Source organism: Avibacterium volantium, assembly GCF_900635775.1.
Lineage (GTDB): Bacteria > Pseudomonadota > Gammaproteobacteria > Enterobacterales > Pasteurellaceae > Avibacterium > Avibacterium volantium.
This window is the reverse complement of sequence record NZ_LR134167.1, coordinates 943,653-963,350: the sequence shown is the minus strand read 5'-3', so window position 1 is coordinate 963,350 and position 19,698 is coordinate 943,653. Positions and strand designations below refer to the sequence as shown.

Below are 19,698 nucleotides of genomic sequence, written 5' to 3'. Positions count from 1 at the left end.
GATTTTGTAAAAAATGTGAGAGAAAACCACCGCACTTTGATCTTCGATTAATTAATAATCAGTCCTTTTTTAGCTTTTAATTCACAATGCGAAAACGCGTTTTTATTACTCTATCTTTTTGATTTTTAATGGTTTTATTCTTTTGGCTTATTATGCTTATGGCAAACTTAACATTTAATTCCCACCTATTCTGTATAAAACCACAATTTTATCCACAGAAATGCTGAATAACTCACAGTTTGACAATAAAAGTGCGGTGAAAATCCTGATAAAAATACAGTATGATTTTTTTCTAAGCGGTAATTGGAGTAAAAAAATGCGATCTTGGATCTTGATTTTAGATCTTAATGGTTAACAAGGATCTATTTTAACTTATTTTAAAATAAAGGATTTTTTATCCTTATGCACAAATAATTTAATTTTATTCCCGCACTTTTCACAATGTTATGCACAGCGTTGTAATTTTAATTCAATTTATTAACAGGTAGGAAGATTTTATCTAGTCAAATTCTGATAGAAAACCGCCTTAAAAGCGTGTTTGCGGGTTGTTAAAACCTTGAGTTTGTGAAACAATTCACCAATTCAGAATTTAAAATTTTTAAAACTAAGGTGAACGATAGTGATCGATTTCGATGGCTACCGTCCGAATGTGGGAATTGTCATTTGTAACCGTAAAGGTCAGGTTTTGTGGGCGAAACGCTATGGGCAAAACTCGTGGCAGTTTCCGCAAGGCGGCATAAACGATAATGAAACGGCTGAGCAGGCGATGTATCGTGAGCTTTTTGAAGAAGTGGGTTTAACCCGTAAAGATGTTAAATTGCTTTATGTTTCAAAACAATGGTTGCGCTATAAACTTCCTAAACGCTTATTACGCTACGACAGCAAACCAATGTGTATCGGACAAAAACAGCGTTGGTTCTTATTGCAATTAGTTTCGGACGAAAAAGACATTAATATGCAAACCACCAAATCGCCAGAATTTGATGGCTGGCGTTGGGTGAGTTTTTGGTATCCTGTGCGTCAGGTTGTGCCTTTCAAAAAAGAAGTGTACCGCAAGGCAATGAAGGAATTTGCGGCGGTATTATTTAATGGGAAAAATCAGCCAAATTCCTATTCTCAAGAACAGAAATCTTCGCCAAACCATTCTGCACCAAATACGGCGAACAAGTATTCTGGTAAAAAATATTCATCAGGCAAATTCCATAAACGTTCATTTCATCGAACAAGGGGGGCATAATGCTGAGCTTTTTTCTTATTTGTTTAATTGTCGGCTGTCTGGTCGGCTTTTTAGCGGGCTTATTTGGCATTGGCGGCGGGCTGATTATTGTTCCCGTGTTGGTTTATTTATTGCCAATGGTTGATGTGCCTAGCGAACTTTTGATGTCCACGGCATTGGGAACCTCTTTCGCCACCATTGTGGTAACAGGATTTTCTTCGGCGCAACGTCATCATAAATTAGGCAATATTGTTTGGCCTGCGGTGAAAGTGCTTGCCCCTGTGATTATGGTAACGACCTTTATTTCAGGACTTTTTGTCGGCAATTTAGATAAAAGCGTATCAAGCAAATTATTTGCCTGCTTGGTAGTGTATCTCGCGGTGAAAATGTTGCTTTCGATTAAACCGAAAGAAGTGAAAAAAGCGCTCACTACCACTTCTTCTGTGATTGGTGGAATCTTGATTGGAATTGCTTCCAGCATTGCAGGCATTGGCGGCGGTGGTTTTATTGTGCCATTTTTGAATGGGCGTGGTATTGAAATGAAAAAAGCCATCGGCTCATCAGCATTCTGTGGAATGTTGCTTGGACTTTCAGGAATGCTAAGCTTTATTGTGGGCGGCTGGGGACAAGCAAATATGCCAAGTTATTCATTAGGTTATGTGTATTTACCTGCTGTGGTGGGAATTACGGCAACCTCATTTTTTACTTCAAAACTTGGGGCTAGCACCACAGATAAATTGCCGGTGAAAACTTTAAAACGTTATTTTGCCGTGCTATTGATCTGCATTGCGATCAATATGTTAATAAAATAAAGGAACTGTATGACTTCACAATTTTTAACCTTTCCCCAATTTGATCCTGTCATTTTCCAGCTTGGCCCTGTTGCCTTGCGTTGGTATGGATTAATGTATTTAATCGGCTTTGTGTTCGCGCGCTGGCTTGCGGTTCGCCGTGCTAACCGCCCAAATAGCGGCTGGACAACAGAACAAGTGGATAGCCTATTATTTAACGGTTTTCTTGGTGTATTTCTTGGTGGACGTATCGGTTATGTGATGTTCTACCAGTTCGATTATTTCTTGCAAGATCCGATGTATTTATTCCGCGTGTGGGAAGGGGGAATGTCTTTCCACGGCGGCTTAATTGGGGTGATTTTGGCAATGTTTATTACCGCAAAATTACAACACCGCGGCTTTTGGGCGACAGCAGATTTTGTTGCGCCACTTATTCCTTTTGGCTTAGGAATGGGGCGTATTGGTAACTTTATTAATGATGAGCTTTGGGGGCGTGTAACGGACGTACCTTGGGCGGTATTGTTCCCTTCTGGCGGTTATTTACCGCGCCACCCTTCGCAACTTTACGAAGCAGTGTTAGAGGGCTTGGTGCTATTTATTATCCTTAATCTGTTTATCAAAAAGCCACGTCCAGCAGGCTCTGTGGCAGGATTATTTTTAGTCGGCTACGGCACATTCCGCTTTATTATTGAATATTTTCGTGAGCCTGATGCGCAACTCGGCTTATTCTTCCAACAGCATATTTCAATGGGGCAAATTCTGTCATTGCCAATGATTTTACTCGGTGCGCTGATTATGCTTATGGCTTACAAAAGTGCGGTGAAAAAATAGGGGAAATTTACAATGCGTCAATATTTAGATTTATGCAAAAACATCATTGATAACGGCACTTGGGTGGAAAATGAACGTACTGGAAAACGTTGTTTAACCCTAATTAACGCTGATCTTACCTACAATGTGGCGGACAATGAATTTCCACTAATCACTACGCGAAAAAGCTATTGGAAAGCGGCCATTGCGGAATTCTTAGGCTATATTCGTGGCTATGACAACGCCGCAGATTTCCGCCAGCTTGGCACAAAAACGTGGGACGCCAACGCCAATGAAAATCAGGCTTGGTTGAATAATCCACACCGCAAAGGCACGGACGATATGGGACGTGTTTACGGCGTGCAAGGGCGCGCTTGGCGTAAACCTAACGGCGAAACTCTCGACCAGTTGCGTAAGGTAGTGAATGATTTAACCAAAGGGCTAGACGATCGTGGCGAAATTATCACGTTTTATAATCCAGGTGAAATTGAACTCGGCTGTTTGCGTCCTTGTATGCACACGCACACCTTTTCTTTGCTTGGTGATATGCTCTATTTAACCAGCTATCAGCGTTCTTGCGATGTACCACTCGGGCTGAATTTCAATCAAATTCAAGTGTTTACTTTCTTAGCATTAATGGCGCAGATTACAGGGAAAAAAGCAGGAATGGCGTATCATAAAATCGTCAATGCGCATATTTATGAAGATCAGCTTGAGCTAATGCAAAATGTTCAACTCAAGCGTGAGCCATTGCCACTGCCGAAATTAGAAATTAATCCTGACATCAAAACCCTTGAGGATCTAGAAACTTGGGTAACAATGGATGATTTCAAGGTCATTGGCTATGAATCTCACCCTGCGATTAAATATCCTTTCTCGGTGTAAAGATTAAAATAGCAAAATGAAAAAATTGTGCCAAAAAGCACCGCACTTTATTTTCCCAATCAGCCAATATATGGCTGATTTTTCACATTCTTTCAGCTCATAAGGAAAACAAAAGTGCGGTCGGATTTTGATGAAAAAATGATGCGCTACGCCCTAAGCCTTGCCGATAAAGCCGAAGCCTTAGGGGAAATTCCTGTGGGCGCAGTGTTAGTTGATGATGCAGGAAAGATTGTGGCAGAGGGCTGGAATTTATCCATTATTCAGCACGATCCTACTGCCCACGCCGAAATTGTGGCACTGCGCCAAGCGGGGCAAGCGCAACAAAACTACCGCCTGCTCAACACTACGCTGTACGTTACCCTTGAACCTTGCACAATGTGCGCAGGGGCGATTTTACATAGCCGAATCAAACGGTTAGTGTTCGGGGCTTATGATCTCAAAACTGGGGCTGTGGGTTCACGCTTTCATTTTTTTGATGATTATAAAATGAACCACAGCCTTGAAATTACAGGTGGCGTGCTGCAAGAAGAATGTAGCCAAAAACTCAGTGCTTTCTTTCAAAAACGACGTGAACAGAAAAAGCAAGAAAAGCTAGCTCAGAAAAATATCAACGAAACTTTAGACCCAAAAAAATAGGCGATACACTCGCCTATTTTTATTTATTATGATGACCTTTTATTACGCCGCCACCATCACCATTGCAGGGCGAATCACCCTGCCGTTTAGCAAATAGCCTTTTTGTAATACGGCTGTGATTTGGTTGCTTGCGAAGCCTTCTGTCGGCTGCATTGAAATGGCTTGGTGTAAATCTGGGTTGAAAGTTTCGCCCACTTCACCCACGGCTTCCACGCCAAAGCGTGCAACCGTTGCCAATAAACCTTTTAAGGTTAATTCTACACCGTCTAGCACGCCTTTTAAGCTCTCATCTTCCGTGCTAACTGGGGTTGCTAGCGCACGCTCTAGGTTATCAATGGTTTCAAGCAGATCTTTAGCAAATTTTTCTAAAGCAAATTTATGCGCTTTTTCCACATCTTGCTCAGCACGGCGGCGGATATTATCCATTTCCGCACGACTGCGTAACAAAATGTCTTGCTCTTTTTTTGCTGTTTCAGCGAGCTGTTCTTCAAGCTCTTGCACGCGAGCAATGGCTTCTTCTAAAGCATCGCCTTCAAGATTTTCAGCACTTTCCTGCTGCTCAGCAGTTTCTTGTGCGTTTTCTGCTTGTTCCACTTGTTCCGTTTGTTCTTGATCTAATTCGTTTTTTTCCACTTGTTGTTCTTGTTCTGACATTGTTTTCTCCATCTGTTCAAAAGTTTGCGTTATTGTAACAAAAAACATAAAAATTGACAGTTGCTAGGGTCTGTTGATAATTCATTTTGTATTTGAGTTATCAACAGACCCTAAGACTAGCCACTGACACAGTTTATGTGTAATATAGCCCCTAATTTCTTGAATTCAAGTGCGGTCTGTTTTTCGCATAAAAATAAATATTATGTCCACAACTCATTTAATCGACAATAAAACCTTGCATAATTCTTTCCATACTATTGGATTGGTTGGGTGTCCGCGCAATGATGTAAATTTGCAAATGCACAAAAATTTATTTCAGTGGCTGTCCGAAAAAGGCTATCAAGTGCTAGTGGAAAAAAGTGTTGGTGAGCGCTTAGACTTGCCAGCGCAACATCTTGCAGGGTTAGATGAAATTGGTACACGCGCGCAATTAGCTATCGTGATTGGTGGTGATGGCAATATGCTTGGGCGTGCCAGAATCTTGGCAAAATATGATATTGCCTTAATTGGCATTAACCGTGGCAATTTAGGTTTTCTCACGGATATTGATCCGAAAAATGCTTATGCGCAGCTGGAGGCCTGTTTAGATCGTGGTGAGTTTTTCGTGGAAGAACGCTTTCTTTTGGAAACCGCAATTGAACGCGAAGGGCAAATTATTGCCACCAGCAATGCGGTAAATGAAGCGGTGATTCACCCTGCCAAAATTGCGCATATGATCGATTTCCACGTTTATATTGATGATAAACTGGCATTTTCACAACGTTCTGACGGCTTGATTATTTCAACTCCAACCGGCTCAACGGCTTATTCTCTTTCTGCTGGCGGCCCTATTCTTACTCCACAACTGAACGCCATTGCCCTTGTGCCAATGTTTCCGCACACGCTTTCTTCTCGCCCCTTGGTTATTGACGGCGAAAGTAAGATTTCCATTCGCTTTGCCGATTACAACACGCCGCAATTAGAAGTGGGTTGTGACAGCCAAGTTGCCCTGCCATTCCCCCCTGATGATGTGGTGCATATTTATAAAAGCAAACATAAACTGCGTTTATTGCACTTAAAAAATTACAATTATTACAATGTGTTAAGTACAAAATTAGGCTGGTTGAGAAATTCTGCATAAAAAATTTGCACAAAACCCTTTACTGTATATAAAAACAGTTATAAACTGATATACATACAGTTAAATGGGAGTGTATTATGCTTACTCAACTTACGATCAATAATTTTGCCATTGTTCATCATCTTGATATTGAATTAGCACAAGGAATGTCCGTCATTACGGGTGAAACTGGGGCGGGAAAATCCATTGCCATTGATGCCCTTGGCGTGTGTTTAGGGCAACGTACCGAAAGTGCGATGCTGCGTGAGGGGCAAAACCGTGCGGATATTTGTGCCACATTCCACATTGCGCCAAACAGCCCTGCGGATAAATGGCTCAAAGCCCAAGAATTGCAAGATGAAGATAATCCAGAAAACTGTATTTTACGCCGTGTGATAAGCGCAGATGGGCGCTCCAAAGGCTTTATTAATAGCATTCCCGTTTCTGCCAGCCAGCTTAAAGAGCTGGGCCAGTTTTTAATTCAAGTGAACGGACAACATTCCTCACAGCGTTTACTAAAAAATGACTATCAACTCACTTTATTGGATCACTATTGCGCTCATAATGATTTACTTGCCAAAGTGCAAAAACACTATCGCCAATGGAAAGATTTGCAACAACAAGTGGCAAACTTCCAACAAAAATGCGCAGAAAATGAAGCGAAAAAACAACTTTTGCAATATCAGGTGGAAGAACTTGATGAGTTTAATTTGCAAGAAAATGAATTTGCTGAATTAGAAGAAGAATACAACCGCCTTGCCAACAGTGAAGAGCTTACCGCCCTTTCTCAATCCGTGTTGAATTTATTGAGTGAAAATGATGAGCTGAACGTGGATAGCCTGCTCTATCGTGCGGTGCAAAATTTAGAGGAATTACACGCACTTGATCCGCACTACAATGATGCACTCACAATGTTGCAAGAAGCGCTGATTCAAGTGCAAGAAGCCAGCTCTGAGATCCAACATCTATCTAGCAACATTGAACCTGATCCTTATCGTTTACAAGAAGTAGAAAGCAGAATGAGCCAAGCGCTTCAACTTGCGCGTAAACACAATGTAAAAGCCGAGGAATTGGTTGCGTTACATCGCTCCTTAAGACAAGAACTCGATCAGCTGGTAGATTTTGCGGATAGTGAAGATGCACTCATTGAACAGGAAAAACAGGCTTATGCACAGTTGTTAGAAAATGCTCGATCTTTGAGTGCAAGCCGCCAAAAAGGGGCAGAAAAGCTCTCAACGCAAGTTACCAAAGGGATTAAACAACTGGCAATGGAAAATGCTGAATTTTCTATTCGCGTGGAACAAGCGGAAAATAAACTGACCACTCACGGAATGGATCAGGTGCAATTTATTCTGCAAGCGAACCTTGGACAATCTGCTCAGCCTTTGGCAAAAGTGGCATCGGGTGGGGAGCTTTCTCGTATCGCTTTAGTGTTACAGGTGCTGACCTCTGATAAATCCGCCATTCCAACGCTTATTTTTGATGAAATTGATGTAGGAATCAGCGGCGCAACCGCAAGCGTGGTAGGAAAATTATTACGCAAGTTAGGGCAAAAATGCCAAGTGATTTGTGTTACCCACTTGCCGCAAGTGGCGTGCTGTGGACATCAACATTTTTGCGTAGAAAAACAAACCATTGACGGAAAAACAGAAACAAAAATGACCGCACTTTCTCAGCAACAGCGTGTGAAAGCCTTAGCCAGATTGCTTGGCTCAACCAAGGTTACCGAAAGCGCCTTAGCCAATGCGGAAGAAATGCTCAGTTTAATTGCATAGTTTTATGGAAAGAACCCTAGCGACCTGCTAGGGTTTCTTATTGTGTGTTGTTAAGATGATTGAGATACAAATTGCTCAATTTCTTCCGTTTTTTCACCGCACTTTTTTCCACCACTCTTTGTTCCAGTGATTTTTTATAGTGAACCTGATTTCAGCATTAATTATCTCGGTGAAAACTTTTCTATGCGTTTCTTGATCACCTAGCAATCGGATTGCCACCTAAAATAGATACCACGTTTCAAAATACAAAAAACCTTAGCTATTTGCTAAGGTTTTTTACTTATTTGAACATATTAAATCACAACATTAATCAATTTCTTCTGTTTTTTCCACCGCACTTTTAATTGTGAGTCGAACTTCAGTAGAAATCATTTGCGCAAGAATTTCGCTGAGTTCGTCAAGTAACGCCTCGTTCACTTGGTTATTCTCATCAAAATAACCATATTGTTTTAGGTTACCCACAAACGCAGAAAACACCGCTTTATCAAAAAACTCTGGCGCATTAATACCGTGCAACACAGATAAACGTTGCGCTACCGATTGACTTTCTTTTTCCAATGTCGCACGAGAAATGGTTGGATCATTTTGTAGAATGCTCACTGTGATGTAATAACGCTGCAAAATCTCTCTCACGCCCGATGACCAAAGTTGCAACATTCTGACTTGCGGTTTATGAATTGCGAGCAAATTCTCATTGCACTGAATAATATTTTGTCGTTGCAATTCTTGAATAATATTTTCTACACGCTCTTTTAATTCATCATCGCTAAAATGTAAAAATAATTCACCGCGCAAGAACGGATAAATTTTTCCAACTGCCTCCAACACAAGATCTTTTTGGATTGCACCATAATGCAACACAATGCTGGCCACCAAAGAAGGCAAAGCGAATAAGTGCTGAATATTGTTGCGGTAATAAGTCATCAACACAGCAGAATTACGCTCTAAGCGAATAATTTCGCCAAAATTATCTTTTTCAACCAGAACGCCTACGCGGTCAAGGTTTAAAACGTGATCGAGCATTTCTTCTGGCGTTTCGCTTGGCACAATCACATCATCAGAATAAGGCACATTCTGCAAAAATTGCTGATAACTTGCTAACTGCTCTAATAACTGTTTACGCGTCAAGGCACGCTGACGAGATGACAACAATGCCGTCCCTGTTAAATTCATCGCATTAACCGCTGCGGCATTATTAATATTCACCATAACTTGGTTTGAAACAGAATCAACCGCTTTATTAAACCATTGTGAACGCTCATCTTCTGAATGTGGTTCTTTCCATTCTGGGAAATGTTGGTTCAAATAACTGCTTAATACAATCGGCTCGCCAAAATTCACATAGCCTTTGCCTAAATTACGCAATTTTTTGATTACGCGTAACACCAGCCCCGCATTTTCTTTCTCTTTTGCCGCACCACGCAATTCTTTGGCGTAAGTGTCCACTTCTAAAACGTGCTCATAACCCACATAAACAGGCACGACAGAAATCGGACGCGTTTGGCGTTGCTGCAAGGCTTGCAAGGTCATTGACATCATTCCTGTTTTTGGCGCAAGTAAACGCCCAGTGCGGGAACGTCCGCCTTCAATGAAATATTCAACTGAGTAACCACGATGGAATAATTCACCTAAATATTCACGGAAAATAGTTGAATACAGTCGATTACCTTTAAATGTACGGCGAATAAAAAATGCGCCACCACGGCGGAACATTGCGCCCACAGGCCAGAAATTTAAGTTTATTCCAGCAGCGATATGCGGTGTTACCAAACCTTGATGATATAACACATAAGAAAGCAATAAATAGTCAATATGGCTGCGATGGCAAGGCACATAAACGATTTCGTGGCCTTCAAGTGCCAATTTGCGCACACGATCAGCGTGTTGCACATCAATACCTTGATAAAGTTTATTCCATAGCCAACGTAAGAAACGATCCGCTACACGCAAGCCTTCATAGCTCACATTGGCGGCGATCTCATCTAAGATTTTATACGCCTCTTTTTGCGCTTTTTCCATTGGAATTTTCTTGCTTTTTGCTTCATCTTCAATGGCTTTTAGAATCGCAGGGGATTGCAGCAATTTATTAAACATCGCTTGGCGATTTGGCAAGCGTGGCCCTGTAGCTGAAATGCGTTGTTTAGAAAAGTGAATTTTCGCAACTCGCGCTAACTTCGCTGCAATTTTTTCATCTGAGCCGTGTTCATTCACCATATAACGCAATGAAACAGCTTGCGAAAAGCGCACAAAGGTATCACGCCCAAACCAAATCGCAGCGGCAAATTTTTGAATACCATTTAATAAACGTAAATTTGGCAAGCCTGTTTTATTTTCGTGGCCGGGCGAACGTCCCCATAATACCGAAACAGGAATAAGCTGCACATCAAGATCAGCTAAAGTGCGATGTAATTCTAGGTATTTATTAAAAATGGCGATGGTTTCCTTTTTTGCCCCTTTAGATTTAAAAATGCGGCGCCCTTCATCTAAAAACACAAAACGTGGCAACGAAATGCCACCAATTTCATTTTTCTCAAAAGGATCAGGCAAGCCAACATTTAAACAATTTTTGCGAAAAATCACTAAATCTGTTTGCGATGTATAAGGCAGCACATAAACGATAGGCTGCTGCACATTTAAAGATAATTCTTCAATAGGATTGTGAGGAATTGGATTATTTTTAACTAATACAGAAAGCGGTAATTCTAATAATTTTCTATATAAATTAAGCATACTTGCCATATAAATTCCGTAATTTATTTATCTAGATAAAAAGTTACGCCATTTTACCACAAAATTTTGGCATTTTTTTTCAATTTACGCTGATATAAATTGATTTAGCGCTAAAATTTCGCATAAATCTAACAAAAATCAAACAAATCCCATTAATAGAACAAAAGAAGATTGCAACAAATCTGTTTCTGTATATAATACCAGTGAATATGTATATAAAAACAGGGGAATAAAATGACAATGATGAAAGCCCTCACAGCCCGTCAGCAAGAAGTTTATGATCTACTAAAACGCCATTTAGAAACCACAGGAATGCCGCCTACTCGCGCGGAAATTTCGCGTGAATTGGGATTTCGCTCACCAAATGCGGCAGAAGAACATCTTAAAGCCCTTGCACGAAAAGGCGTAATTGAAATTATCCCAGGCGCATCGCGCGGTATTCGTTTACTTGCAGAAGAAAATGAGGAAGAAGAACTAGATGGCTTACCGCTTATCGGACGTGTCGCCGCAGGTGAGCCGATTTTAGCAGAACAGCATATTGAAGGCACTTATAAAGTAGATGCTAATATGTTCAAACCGCAAGCGGATTTCTTGCTAAAAGTCTATGGTCAATCAATGAAAGACATTGGCATTTTAGACGGCGATTTATTAGCCGTGCATAGCACCAAAGACGTACGCAATGGCCAAGTGATCGTGGCTCGCATTGAAGACGAAGTTACCGTAAAACGCTTTGAGCGCAAAGGTTCCATTGTTTATCTTCACGCAGAAAATGAAGAATTTGAGCCAATTGTGGTTGATCTTGCTGAAACAGAACAATTTGAAATTGAAGGGATTGCGGTAGGGATCATTCGTAATAATGCGTGGATGTAACCTATTTATTTGCTTTATTCGCTATTAAAAAATTCAAAAAATTGCACCGCACTTTTGTTTATAAATACAAGTGGTTACAAAGCTAGCAATGAGGTGACGAGAGCCTGAGTTTTACAAGCTATCTTTGAATTGTAATGCTCATCGGTTTTACTGAATGAGTTCCATTAAAGTGCGGGTGTTTTTTTGCGAAATTTTTTGAGTAATTTTGAGTAAATTGATGCTTTTTATATATATTAAAAGTGTGCAATTTGAAACTCAAAATTTCCTTATGAAATAACATAATTTTCCCTTGTGCTTTTTCGTTAATCCTGTATAATCGCACGCCTTACAGCTACATCATCATTTTCGTTCCTTGCTTCCGCAAGATTGGTAGCTGGTCTTACAGTCGGAGGCTGATTAACCCGTAAGGAGCAGTAATGCGTCACTACGAAATCGTGTTTATGGTTCATCCGGACCAAAGCGAACAAGTACCAGCGATGATTGAGCGCTATACCAATTCTATTAAAGAAGCGGGCGGTCAAATCCATCGTTTAGAAGATTGGGGTCGCCGTCAATTAGCTTACCCAATTAACAAATTACACAAAGCACATTATGTGCTAATGAATGTAGAAGCGCCTCAAGAAGTCATCGACGAGCTAGAAACAACATTCCGTTACAATGATGCAGTTCTTCGTAACGCAATTATTCGTACTAAGCACGCCGTAACAGAAGCGTCCCCAATGGTTAAAGCACGCGAAGAGCGTAAACCTTTAGCTGAAGTTGAAAACAACGATTTTGAGGATGCTGAAGAGTAATTCAAAAATTGATAATCGCTTCTCATTAATAGGGCAAGTCAGCGACTTTCCCAAACGAAGCAAAAGCCCTAACGGAATTGAACATTGCCGTTTTTATTTAGAACATCGTTCTGAACAACAAGAGGCAGGATTACCCCGTCAAGCGTGGTGTAAAATCGCAGTTCAAGTTAGTGGCAATCAGTTAATTGCAAAAACTCAAAGCATTACGGTCGGCAGTAATTTATTGATAGCGGGGTTTATCACTGCACACAAATCTGCAAATGGTTTAAGTCAATTAGTATTACACGCCGAGCAAATCGAATTTATAGATTAGGAGACTAGCCAAATGGCACGTTATTTCCGTCGTCGTAAGTTCTGCCGCTTTACTGCGGAAAACGTTCAAGAAATCGATTACAAAGATATTGCAACGTTAAAGAACTATATTTCAGAGAGCGGCAAAATTGTTCCAAGCCGTATTACCGGTACTCGTGCGAAGTATCAACGTCAATTAGCTCGTGCAATCAAACGCGCGCGTTTCTTAGCGTTACTTCCATACACTGATAATCAGTAATTAAGGAGAATACGGTAATGCAAGTAATTCTTTTAGATAAAGTTGTTCACCTCGGTAACGTTGGTGATCAAGTAAACGTTAAATCTGGTTATGCACGTAACTTCTTAATCCCACAAGGGAAAGCGGTTATGGCAACCAAAGCTAACGTTGAATATTTTGAAGCACGTCGTGCAGAATTAGAAGAAAAAGCAGCGAAAGCACTTGTGGCAGCAATGGATCGCGCAGAGCGTCTTGAAGCCCTTGAGTCTGTAACCATCGCAAGTAAAGCGGGTGATGAAGGCCGTCTATTCGGTTCTATCGGTACTCGTGATATTGCTGATGCTATCACAGCTCGTGGTGTTGAAGTAGCGAAAAGCGAAGTGCGTTTACCAAATGGTTTAATCCGTACTACTGGTGAACACGAAGTTCGTTTCCAACTTCACGGTGAAGTATTCGCAAACTTACGTCTTATCGTAGTTGCTGAATAATCACAGCTTTTTATAAGATAAAAAAACCCAGCACGCGCTGGGTTTTTGTTTGTAAGCGTATTTTCCCCTTGCTGTTTTACAAATGATAACGATAAAAAGCACTTTGCCTAAAATATCCCCAATTCTTTCCTTGCTTTCCCCTTCCTGCAATGTCAAACTTACAGCAATCTATGCCTTATAAGGAAATCATTATGGCTAAAAAAATAACAAAAAAAACCACCGCACTTTCCGATCCAAATTATCAGCAGGAATTAAAAAAATATAGCAACCCTGTGCCAAGTCGTGAGTTTATTCTCAATATTATTCGTGATCATAATGCGCCAATGTCAAAAGAAGAATTATATGCTGTTTTGGCGATTCACGATGAAGAGCGCCAAGAAGCAATGCGCCGCCGTTTACGCGCAATGGAAAATGAAGGGCAACTTGTTTTCACCAAACGTAAGCGCTATGCCTTGCCAGAAAAATTAGACTTAATCAAAGGAATGGTGATTGGGCATAAAGAAGGCTACGGTTTTTTACAAGTGGACGGTGCAAAGCAAGATTTATTCATTCCCAATGGACAAATGAAGCAAGTAATGCACGGTGATTATGTCCTTGCACAGCCAAGCGACTTTGATCGCAAAGGGCGTCAAGAAGTGCGCATTGTGCGTTTACTTGAAGGACGCAAAAAGCATATTGTGGGTCGTTTTTTTTTAGAAGAAGGGATTGGCTATGTTGTGCCTGATGACAGCCGAATCAATCGTGATATTTTGCTCCCAAATGAATATCGCCACGGCGCACGAATGGGGCAAGTTGTGGTGGTGGAACTCAAACCTCGCACCGCAATGTTTACTCGCCCTGTGGGAATGATTATTGAAGTGTTGGGCGAAAATATGGCAAAAGGAATGGAAACCGAAATTGCCATTCGCAATCACGATATTCCGCACGTTTTCCCAAGTGCGGTGCAAAAGCAAGTCAAAAAATTCACCGAAGAAGTGCCTGAAGCGGCAAAAAAAGGGCGGGTGGATTTACGCCAACTTCCTTTAGTCACCATTGATGGTGAAGATGCGCGAGATTTTGATGATGCGGTGTATTGCCAGCGTACTGAAAAAGGCGTCTGGAAACTTTGGGTTGCCATTGCCGATGTGAGCTACTATGTTCGTCTGCGCACGGCACTGGATAACGAAGCCTATAATCGCGGAAACTCGGTGTATTTCCCAAATCGTGTTGTGCCAATGTTGCCAGAAGTACTCTCTAATGGCTTGTGTTCGCTCAATCCACAGGTTGATCGTTTATGTATGGTGTGTGAACTCAGCATTTCGCCAAAAGGCAAAATGACCGATTACCGCTTTTACGAAGCCGTGATGAATTCTCACGCGCGTTTAACCTACACCAAAGTGGCACGCATTTTGGAAGGTGATGAAGAACTGCAACAACGCTATGAACCCCTTGTTCCCCATTTGCAAGAATTACATCATCTTTATCAAGCCTTGGTAAAAGCACGCCAACAACGTGGCGCGATTGATTTTGAAACCATCGAAAGCAAATTTGTATTTAATGAAATGGGACGCATTGAACGCATTGAGCCAGTGAGGCGCAATGATGCTCATAAGATCATTGAAGAATGTATGATTTTAGCCAACATTGCCGCAGCGAATTTTATGGAAACCCACAATGAACCTGCGCTATACCGTGTTCACGCCACGCCAAGTGAAGAAAAACTCAGTGCTTTCCGTGCTTACCTCGCAGAGCAAGGGTTAAGTTTAGGCGGTGGTGCGAAACCAAGCACAGAAGATTATGCCAAGTTACTGGCACAAGTGAAAGAACGCCCCGATCACGAGCTGATTCAAACAATGCTTCTGCGTTCGCTCAGTCAAGCTATTTATTCCGCCGACAACATCGGACATTTTGGCTTAGCCCTTACGCAATATGCCCATTTCACCTCGCCAATTCGCCGCTATCCCGATTTAACCTTACATCGTGGAATCAAATACTTACTGGCTAAATTGCAAGGTTCAAAACGCAAAACCACAGATTCAGGTGGCTATCATTATTCTTTTGATGAAATGGATAACCTAGGCGAACATTGCTCAATGACCGAACGCCGTGCCGACGATGCAACGCGAGAAGTGGCAGATTGGCTCAAATGTGAATATATGCAAGATCACGTTGGCGAAGAATTTACTGGCGTAATTTCTGCCGTAACGGGCTTTGGCTTATTTGTGCGTTTAGATGATTTGTTCATTGACGGGCTTGTGCATATTTCAACTTTGGATAACGATTATTACCAATTTGATGTAAACCGCCAGCAGTTAATTGGTGAAAACAGCGGACGGATTTATCGTTTAGGCGATAAAGTGGAAGTGCATGTAGAAGCCGTTAGCCTTGAACAGCGCCAAGTGGATTTCACACTCATCAGCACAGAACGCAAGCCACGCCGCGAAGGCAAAACCGCCAAAGATAAAGCGAAAAAAAGCTTCCGCTATGCTGAAAGTGCGAAAAAACAAAAAGGGAAATCCAACGCTAAATCAACGAAAAAAGCGAAAAACAAAAGTGCGGTGAAAAAATCAGAAATTTCTGCTAAGAAAAATAAGCGTAAATCGCACCGCTCTTAGTTAAAACACATTTAGTCAAAACGCACTTGCGAAAAAAATAGCGCAAGAAGATCGCTTTGCGAAAAACTGGCGGAAGGACGGCAAACAAGCGTATAATTCCGCCTAATTTTATGTATCAATGTAAAGGATAACAATGTCTGAAAATATTTATGGAATCCACGCGGTTAATGCGTTTTTGGCAAATGCACCTGAACGGCTGATTGAAGTTTATGTGCTAAAAGGGCGTGAAGATAAACGCTTACAGCCTGTTCTCAATACGCTTTATCAGCTTGGCATTTCCGTGCAATTCCTTAATCGCGAAACGTTGGATAAAAAAGCCAACGGTGAAGTACATCAAGGAATTATTGCGCGCGTGCAACCTGCCAAAGAATTAAATGAAAATGATCTGGATCGTATTTTACGCGATCAGCAAAATCCCCTTGTATTGGTGCTAGATGGCGTAACTGATCCGCATAATCTGGGGGCGTGCTTGCGTACCGCTGATGCGGCAGGCGTGTGTGCGGTGATCGTGCCAAAAGATAAATCGGCACAGCTCAATGCCACCGCACGCAAAGTGGCTTGTGGTGCGGCAGAAGTGGTGCCATTGATTCGTGTAACCAATTTAGCGCGCACCTTAAGAGAGTTGCAACAGCATTATAATATGTGGGTGGTTGGCACCGCAGGGGAGGCTACAGAAACCTTATACCAAAGCAAATTAACGGGATCGCTCGCGTTAGTAATGGGCGCAGAGGGGGACGGAATGCGCCGCTTAACCCGCGAAACTTGCGATCAGTTGGTGAGTATTCCAATGGCGGGTTCAGTTTCTTCCCTGAATGTATCGGTTGCGACGGGTGTGTGTTTATTTGAAATTGCAAGACAGCGCTTGGCAGGCTAATAATGAAAAAATTCGTTCTCACTTTTTTTATGAGTTTAGTTGCGGCTTGCAGCTGGCATAGTGCTACAACACCTATTCCAGCCCAATTTGCTGGGGCAGATTATGTGTTATCCGATAAAGATGCACAGCGTTGGGTTTCAGCAAGTCGCCAAGCGGAACAATGTATTTACCCTAATTTAACTCGCATTCAGCAAGCACATTTTAGTAAAGAAGACGCTTATATCCACGCGCAATATGTGTTCTTCTATCCATTAGAAAACATTATCGGTGAAGAGTACCTCAAAATCATTCAAGATGATGAAAAATCTATGGGTTATGCACAATACCAATTCAAAAAATTCAAACAAACCGAATTTGAACCTTTAACTCAGGCTGAATGTAATGTGCTACGCCTTAAAGCTCGCGATGATTTAGCCGTGGTAAAAGGGCAATATAAAAGTGGTATGGCAGAGGTTAGCAAAGAAGAAGACGGCAAAGCAAGCAACGGCGTTGCCACTAATGATAATAAGTTTTTCTTTGATATTATTAAATGGGGCGCTACCCTACTGCTATAAAAATCACAAAAATTTGCACCGCACTTTGTTTTGCACGAATGCGGTAAACACATAAGAAAAAAGGCTAGAAACTCTAGCCAAAAATTATTGATGACTAAGAAAGAGCGGAGATTTTCCGCTCTTTTTTCTTGTTATGATAAAAACTTCGCTTTGAGCTCTTTTGCCACAGCAATTTGTTGTGCGGTAGCTTTGGCGGTCATTGGTTCGCGGCAGTAGCCTGCGTCCACGCCTTCAAGTTTAAGCAATTCTTTAATGGTGAGATACAAGCCGTTTGCTAAAATGCCTTCAATCAGATCATTAGTAACGTGTTGAATTTCGCGGGCTTCAGCAAGTTTGCCTGCTTGGGTAAGTTCAAAAATTTGTCTTGCACGGATACCATTAACGTTGAACGTACTGCCGATCGCGCCGTCCACGCCAAGAGCCGCGGCTGGTAGCATCATTTCATCAAAGCCTGCCCACACAAGATGATCAGGGTAAGCTTTTTTCAAGCGTTCTAGCAAATAGAAATCGCCTGCGGTGAATTTTACGCCTAACACTTTCGGGTTTTTGTAAAGCTCGCCGAATTGCTCCACGCCAATATTTACACCAGTTAAGAATGGAATGGAATAGACGATCATATTATTGCCTGTTTCGGCAATGATGGTGTCGTAATAATGTTTGATTTCTGCAAAGCTAAATTTGTAGTAGAACGGGGTTACCGCTGAAAGGCTGTCGTAACCAAGTTCCGTGGCATATTTCCCTAATTCCACAGCCTCGTGTAAATTGACGCTCCCTACTTGTGCAATCAATGCTACTTGGTCTTTTGCTTCGTCTTTGGCGATACGGAAAATTTCTTTTTTCTCCGCAGTGGAAATCATAAAGTTTTCCCCTGTGCTGCCGCCCACATACAAACCGTCCACTTTCATTTTATCAATGTTGTAGCGAATAATTTCACGCAAGCCTTTTTCATTGATTGAGCCGTCTTCGTTGTAAGATACAAGCAAGGCGCTAAAAATGCCTTTTAAGTTTTTCATTGGTTTCTCCTAAACTAATTTATTTGATCCGCTGTTCTAAAATCACATTCACGGTTTTTTGCTTCATTTCTGTTGCATTTTCTTCTTCGGCTTGCACGATCAAGGCATAAATTAAATCTAACACAAAGAGCTGTGCAATTTTTGTTCCGATAGAATCTCCTTGTAGTTGCCCCTGTCTATGTCCGTTGATGAGAACATAATCGGCAACCTGTGTAATGGGCGAGCGTAAATTGTGGGTTAATGCCACCGTTGTTGCCCCATTTTTCTTGGCGATATTTAAAGATTGCGTGGTTTCTTTAGAATAACCTGAGTGGCTAATGCCAATCACCACGTCATCTTTATTCATCAGTGCGGCTTGCATATACATAAAATGGTTGTTGCTAATAGCGTCCACCTGTAACCCAATACGCATTAATTTGTGTTTTGTATCTTCTGCGGTAATGCCTGATGAGCCCACGCCAAAAAGAAACACGCGTTTTGCCTGACGCATTGCCAGCACCACTTGTTCAAGCTGTTTTACATCAAGCAAATTAATGGTTTCTTTAATCACATTATTAATGGAATTATGCAGTTTTTCTGCGATGTTTTGCGTATCATCATTTTTGGTAATGTCGCTTTCTAACAAAGAATTTGGCTGTTTTTCTTTAGTTGCCAATTCAATGGAAAGCTGCAATTTGAAATCGGTAAACCCTTTAAACCCGAGAGTTCGGCAAAAGCGAATAAAAGTCGCCTCCCCCACATCAAACTGCTGTGAAATTTCCGCCAATGAAAATTGGCTTAACAAATGTGGAGAAGATAAGATCGTAGTCGCAATTTTCTTCTCCGTTTTTGTCAGGCTGTTATACAACGCCCCGATGGTATCCAGAATATTCCCGCTTGTTGCAACCATAAAACTTCCCCCTGTGTTTGTTTAACTCACTAACTCCACTGGCACTTTTACCACTAATTTCTTGATAAATTCAGGATTTTCCCCAGCCACACAACCTGGTTTATGAGGCTCATAAGGGAAAAACACGGCAAACATTTTCGGCGTTAAACGCACTGCACTTTTGTTTGGAATATCTGGCGTGAGCTGATAATCATCTGCTTCGTTGTATTCATTATAAGTGCTGAGATCAGGCTCATTTACGCCATATTCAATCACTTCATTACCGCTAATAAGCAGTTGAATATCAATGTATTTATGGTGAAGCTCAGCTTGTTTGCTATCACTTGGTGCGGTATCAAACTCCATCACATTCATATAAATTTGATCGGTGAGATCGTGGCGGCCAACGGTTAATTTGGAGAGATCCATTCTTCTTAATTGATGACAAATTTCTGCCAGCACCATTGGTAAACCTCTGGCAAAATCATCACGGGTTAAATCGCCTAAAATCATTTTGT

Annotated in this window: 19 protein-coding genes and 1 pseudogene; 15 read left to right on the top strand and 5 right to left on the bottom strand. The window is 41.4% G+C overall.

Annotated features, from left to right (window positions below; translation table 11 throughout):
- Positions 1-619 precede the first annotated feature (619 nt).
- From rppH to tadA, 5 genes and pseudogenes are all read left to right on the top strand, one after another.
- Positions 620-1,088: pseudogene (gene rppH, locus ELZ61_RS04725) on the top strand (RNA pyrophosphohydrolase); the annotation flags it as partial.
- A gap of 148 nt (positions 1,089-1,236) precedes the next feature.
- On the top strand, positions 1,237-2,028 hold the full coding sequence (locus ELZ61_RS04720) for a sulfite exporter TauE/SafE family protein (protein WP_126371836.1): 792 nt from the start codon (positions 1,237-1,239) through the stop codon (positions 2,026-2,028).
- A gap of 9 nt (positions 2,029-2,037) precedes the next feature.
- On the top strand, positions 2,038-2,838 hold the full coding sequence (lgt, locus tag ELZ61_RS04715) for a prolipoprotein diacylglyceryl transferase (protein ID WP_126371834.1): 801 nt from the start codon (positions 2,038-2,040) through the stop codon (positions 2,836-2,838).
- Between the two features lie 12 nt (positions 2,839-2,850).
- Complete coding sequence (locus tag ELZ61_RS04710; protein WP_126371832.1) at positions 2,851-3,702, top strand: thymidylate synthase; 852 nt, start codon at positions 2,851-2,853, stop codon at positions 3,700-3,702.
- A 99-nt stretch (positions 3,703-3,801) separates the two neighbouring features.
- A complete protein-coding gene (gene tadA, locus ELZ61_RS04705) occupies positions 3,802-4,338 on the top strand; it encodes a tRNA adenosine(34) deaminase TadA (RefSeq protein ID WP_126371830.1) in 537 nt (178 codons plus the stop codon).
- Between the two features lie 42 nt (positions 4,339-4,380).
- On the opposite strand, the gene grpE is transcribed toward tadA, so the two are convergent.
- On the bottom strand, positions 4,381-4,992 hold the full coding sequence (gene grpE / locus ELZ61_RS04700) for a nucleotide exchange factor GrpE (protein ID WP_126371828.1): 612 nt from the start codon (positions 4,990-4,992) through the stop codon (positions 4,381-4,383).
- 202 nt (positions 4,993-5,194) lie between these two features.
- Between grpE and ELZ61_RS04695 the strand changes: the two genes are divergently transcribed.
- Together ELZ61_RS04695 and recN are read left to right on the top strand one after the other, a co-directional pair.
- A complete protein-coding gene (locus ELZ61_RS04695) occupies positions 5,195-6,112 on the top strand; it encodes an NAD(+) kinase (RefSeq protein ID WP_126371826.1) in 918 nt (305 codons plus the stop codon).
- Between the two features lie 77 nt (positions 6,113-6,189).
- A complete protein-coding gene (recN, locus tag ELZ61_RS04690) occupies positions 6,190-7,866 on the top strand; it encodes a DNA repair protein RecN (protein WP_126371824.1) in 1,677 nt (558 codons plus the stop codon).
- A 306-nt stretch (positions 7,867-8,172) separates the two neighbouring features.
- Here recN and plsB read toward each other — a convergent pair whose 3' ends face one another.
- Positions 8,173-10,605 carry a glycerol-3-phosphate 1-O-acyltransferase PlsB gene (plsB, locus tag ELZ61_RS04685; protein ID WP_126371822.1) on the bottom strand — a complete coding sequence of 811 codons (2,433 nt, stop codon included), beginning with the start codon at positions 10,603-10,605 and terminating at the stop codon, positions 8,173-8,175.
- Positions 10,606-10,830: 225 nt separating this feature from the next.
- On the opposite strand from plsB, the gene lexA reads away from it, so the two are divergent.
- From lexA to ELZ61_RS04645, 8 genes are all read left to right on the top strand, one after another.
- Positions 10,831-11,466 (top strand): transcriptional repressor LexA, encoded by a 636-nt coding sequence (gene lexA / locus ELZ61_RS04680; protein WP_126371820.1) that lies wholly within the window; start codon positions 10,831-10,833, stop codon positions 11,464-11,466.
- Positions 11,467-11,882: 416 nt separating this feature from the next.
- The gene (rpsF, locus tag ELZ61_RS04675; protein WP_103854031.1) at positions 11,883-12,260 is read left to right on the top strand and encodes a 30S ribosomal protein S6; all 378 of its coding nucleotides are present in this window, start codon (positions 11,883-11,885) and stop codon (positions 12,258-12,260) included.
- The gene (gene priB, locus ELZ61_RS04670; RefSeq protein WP_126371818.1) at positions 12,247-12,573 is read left to right on the top strand and encodes a primosomal replication protein N; all 327 of its coding nucleotides are present in this window, start codon (positions 12,247-12,249) and stop codon (positions 12,571-12,573) included. Before rpsF ends, priB begins: the two co-directional genes overlap by 14 nt.
- 12 nt (positions 12,574-12,585) lie before the next feature.
- Positions 12,586-12,810: a 30S ribosomal protein S18 gene (gene rpsR, locus ELZ61_RS04665; protein ID WP_035687245.1), complete on the top strand. Its 225-nt coding sequence runs from the start codon at positions 12,586-12,588 to the stop codon at positions 12,808-12,810.
- Between the two features lie 17 nt (positions 12,811-12,827).
- Entirely contained in the window at positions 12,828-13,277 is a 450-nt protein-coding gene (gene rplI, locus ELZ61_RS04660; RefSeq protein ID WP_126371816.1) for a 50S ribosomal protein L9, read from the top strand.
- Between the two features lie 191 nt (positions 13,278-13,468).
- Positions 13,469-15,871, top strand: coding sequence for a ribonuclease R (gene rnr / locus ELZ61_RS04655; protein ID WP_126371814.1), 2,403 nt, complete (start codon positions 13,469-13,471; stop codon positions 15,869-15,871).
- 133 nt (positions 15,872-16,004) lie between these two features.
- Positions 16,005-16,745, top strand: a complete 741-nt coding sequence (rlmB, locus tag ELZ61_RS04650; protein WP_126371812.1) for a 23S rRNA (guanosine(2251)-2'-O)-methyltransferase RlmB — start codon at positions 16,005-16,007, stop codon at positions 16,743-16,745.
- A complete protein-coding gene (locus ELZ61_RS04645; protein ID WP_422386265.1) occupies positions 16,745-17,299 on the top strand; it encodes a DUF5358 domain-containing protein in 555 nt (184 codons plus the stop codon). The genes rlmB and ELZ61_RS04645 overlap by 1 nt, the downstream gene beginning before the upstream one ends.
- 131 nt (positions 17,300-17,430) lie before the next feature.
- Here the strand turns inward: ELZ61_RS04645 and nanA are convergent, their stop codons facing one another.
- The 3 genes from nanA to nanQ are packed head-to-tail and all read right to left on the bottom strand — an operon-like array spanning position 17,431 to position 19,693.
- On the bottom strand, positions 17,431-18,312 hold the full coding sequence (gene nanA, locus ELZ61_RS04640) for an N-acetylneuraminate lyase (RefSeq protein ID WP_103853348.1): 882 nt from the start codon (positions 18,310-18,312) through the stop codon (positions 17,431-17,433).
- Between the two features lie 19 nt (positions 18,313-18,331).
- Complete coding sequence (locus ELZ61_RS04635; RefSeq protein WP_126371808.1) at positions 18,332-19,201, bottom strand: MurR/RpiR family transcriptional regulator; 870 nt, start codon at positions 19,199-19,201, stop codon at positions 18,332-18,334.
- A 21-nt stretch (positions 19,202-19,222) separates the two neighbouring features.
- Positions 19,223-19,693: an N-acetylneuraminate anomerase gene (gene nanQ, locus ELZ61_RS04630; protein WP_126371806.1), complete on the bottom strand. Its 471-nt coding sequence runs from the start codon at positions 19,691-19,693 to the stop codon at positions 19,223-19,225.
- Positions 19,694-19,698 lie beyond the last annotated feature (5 nt).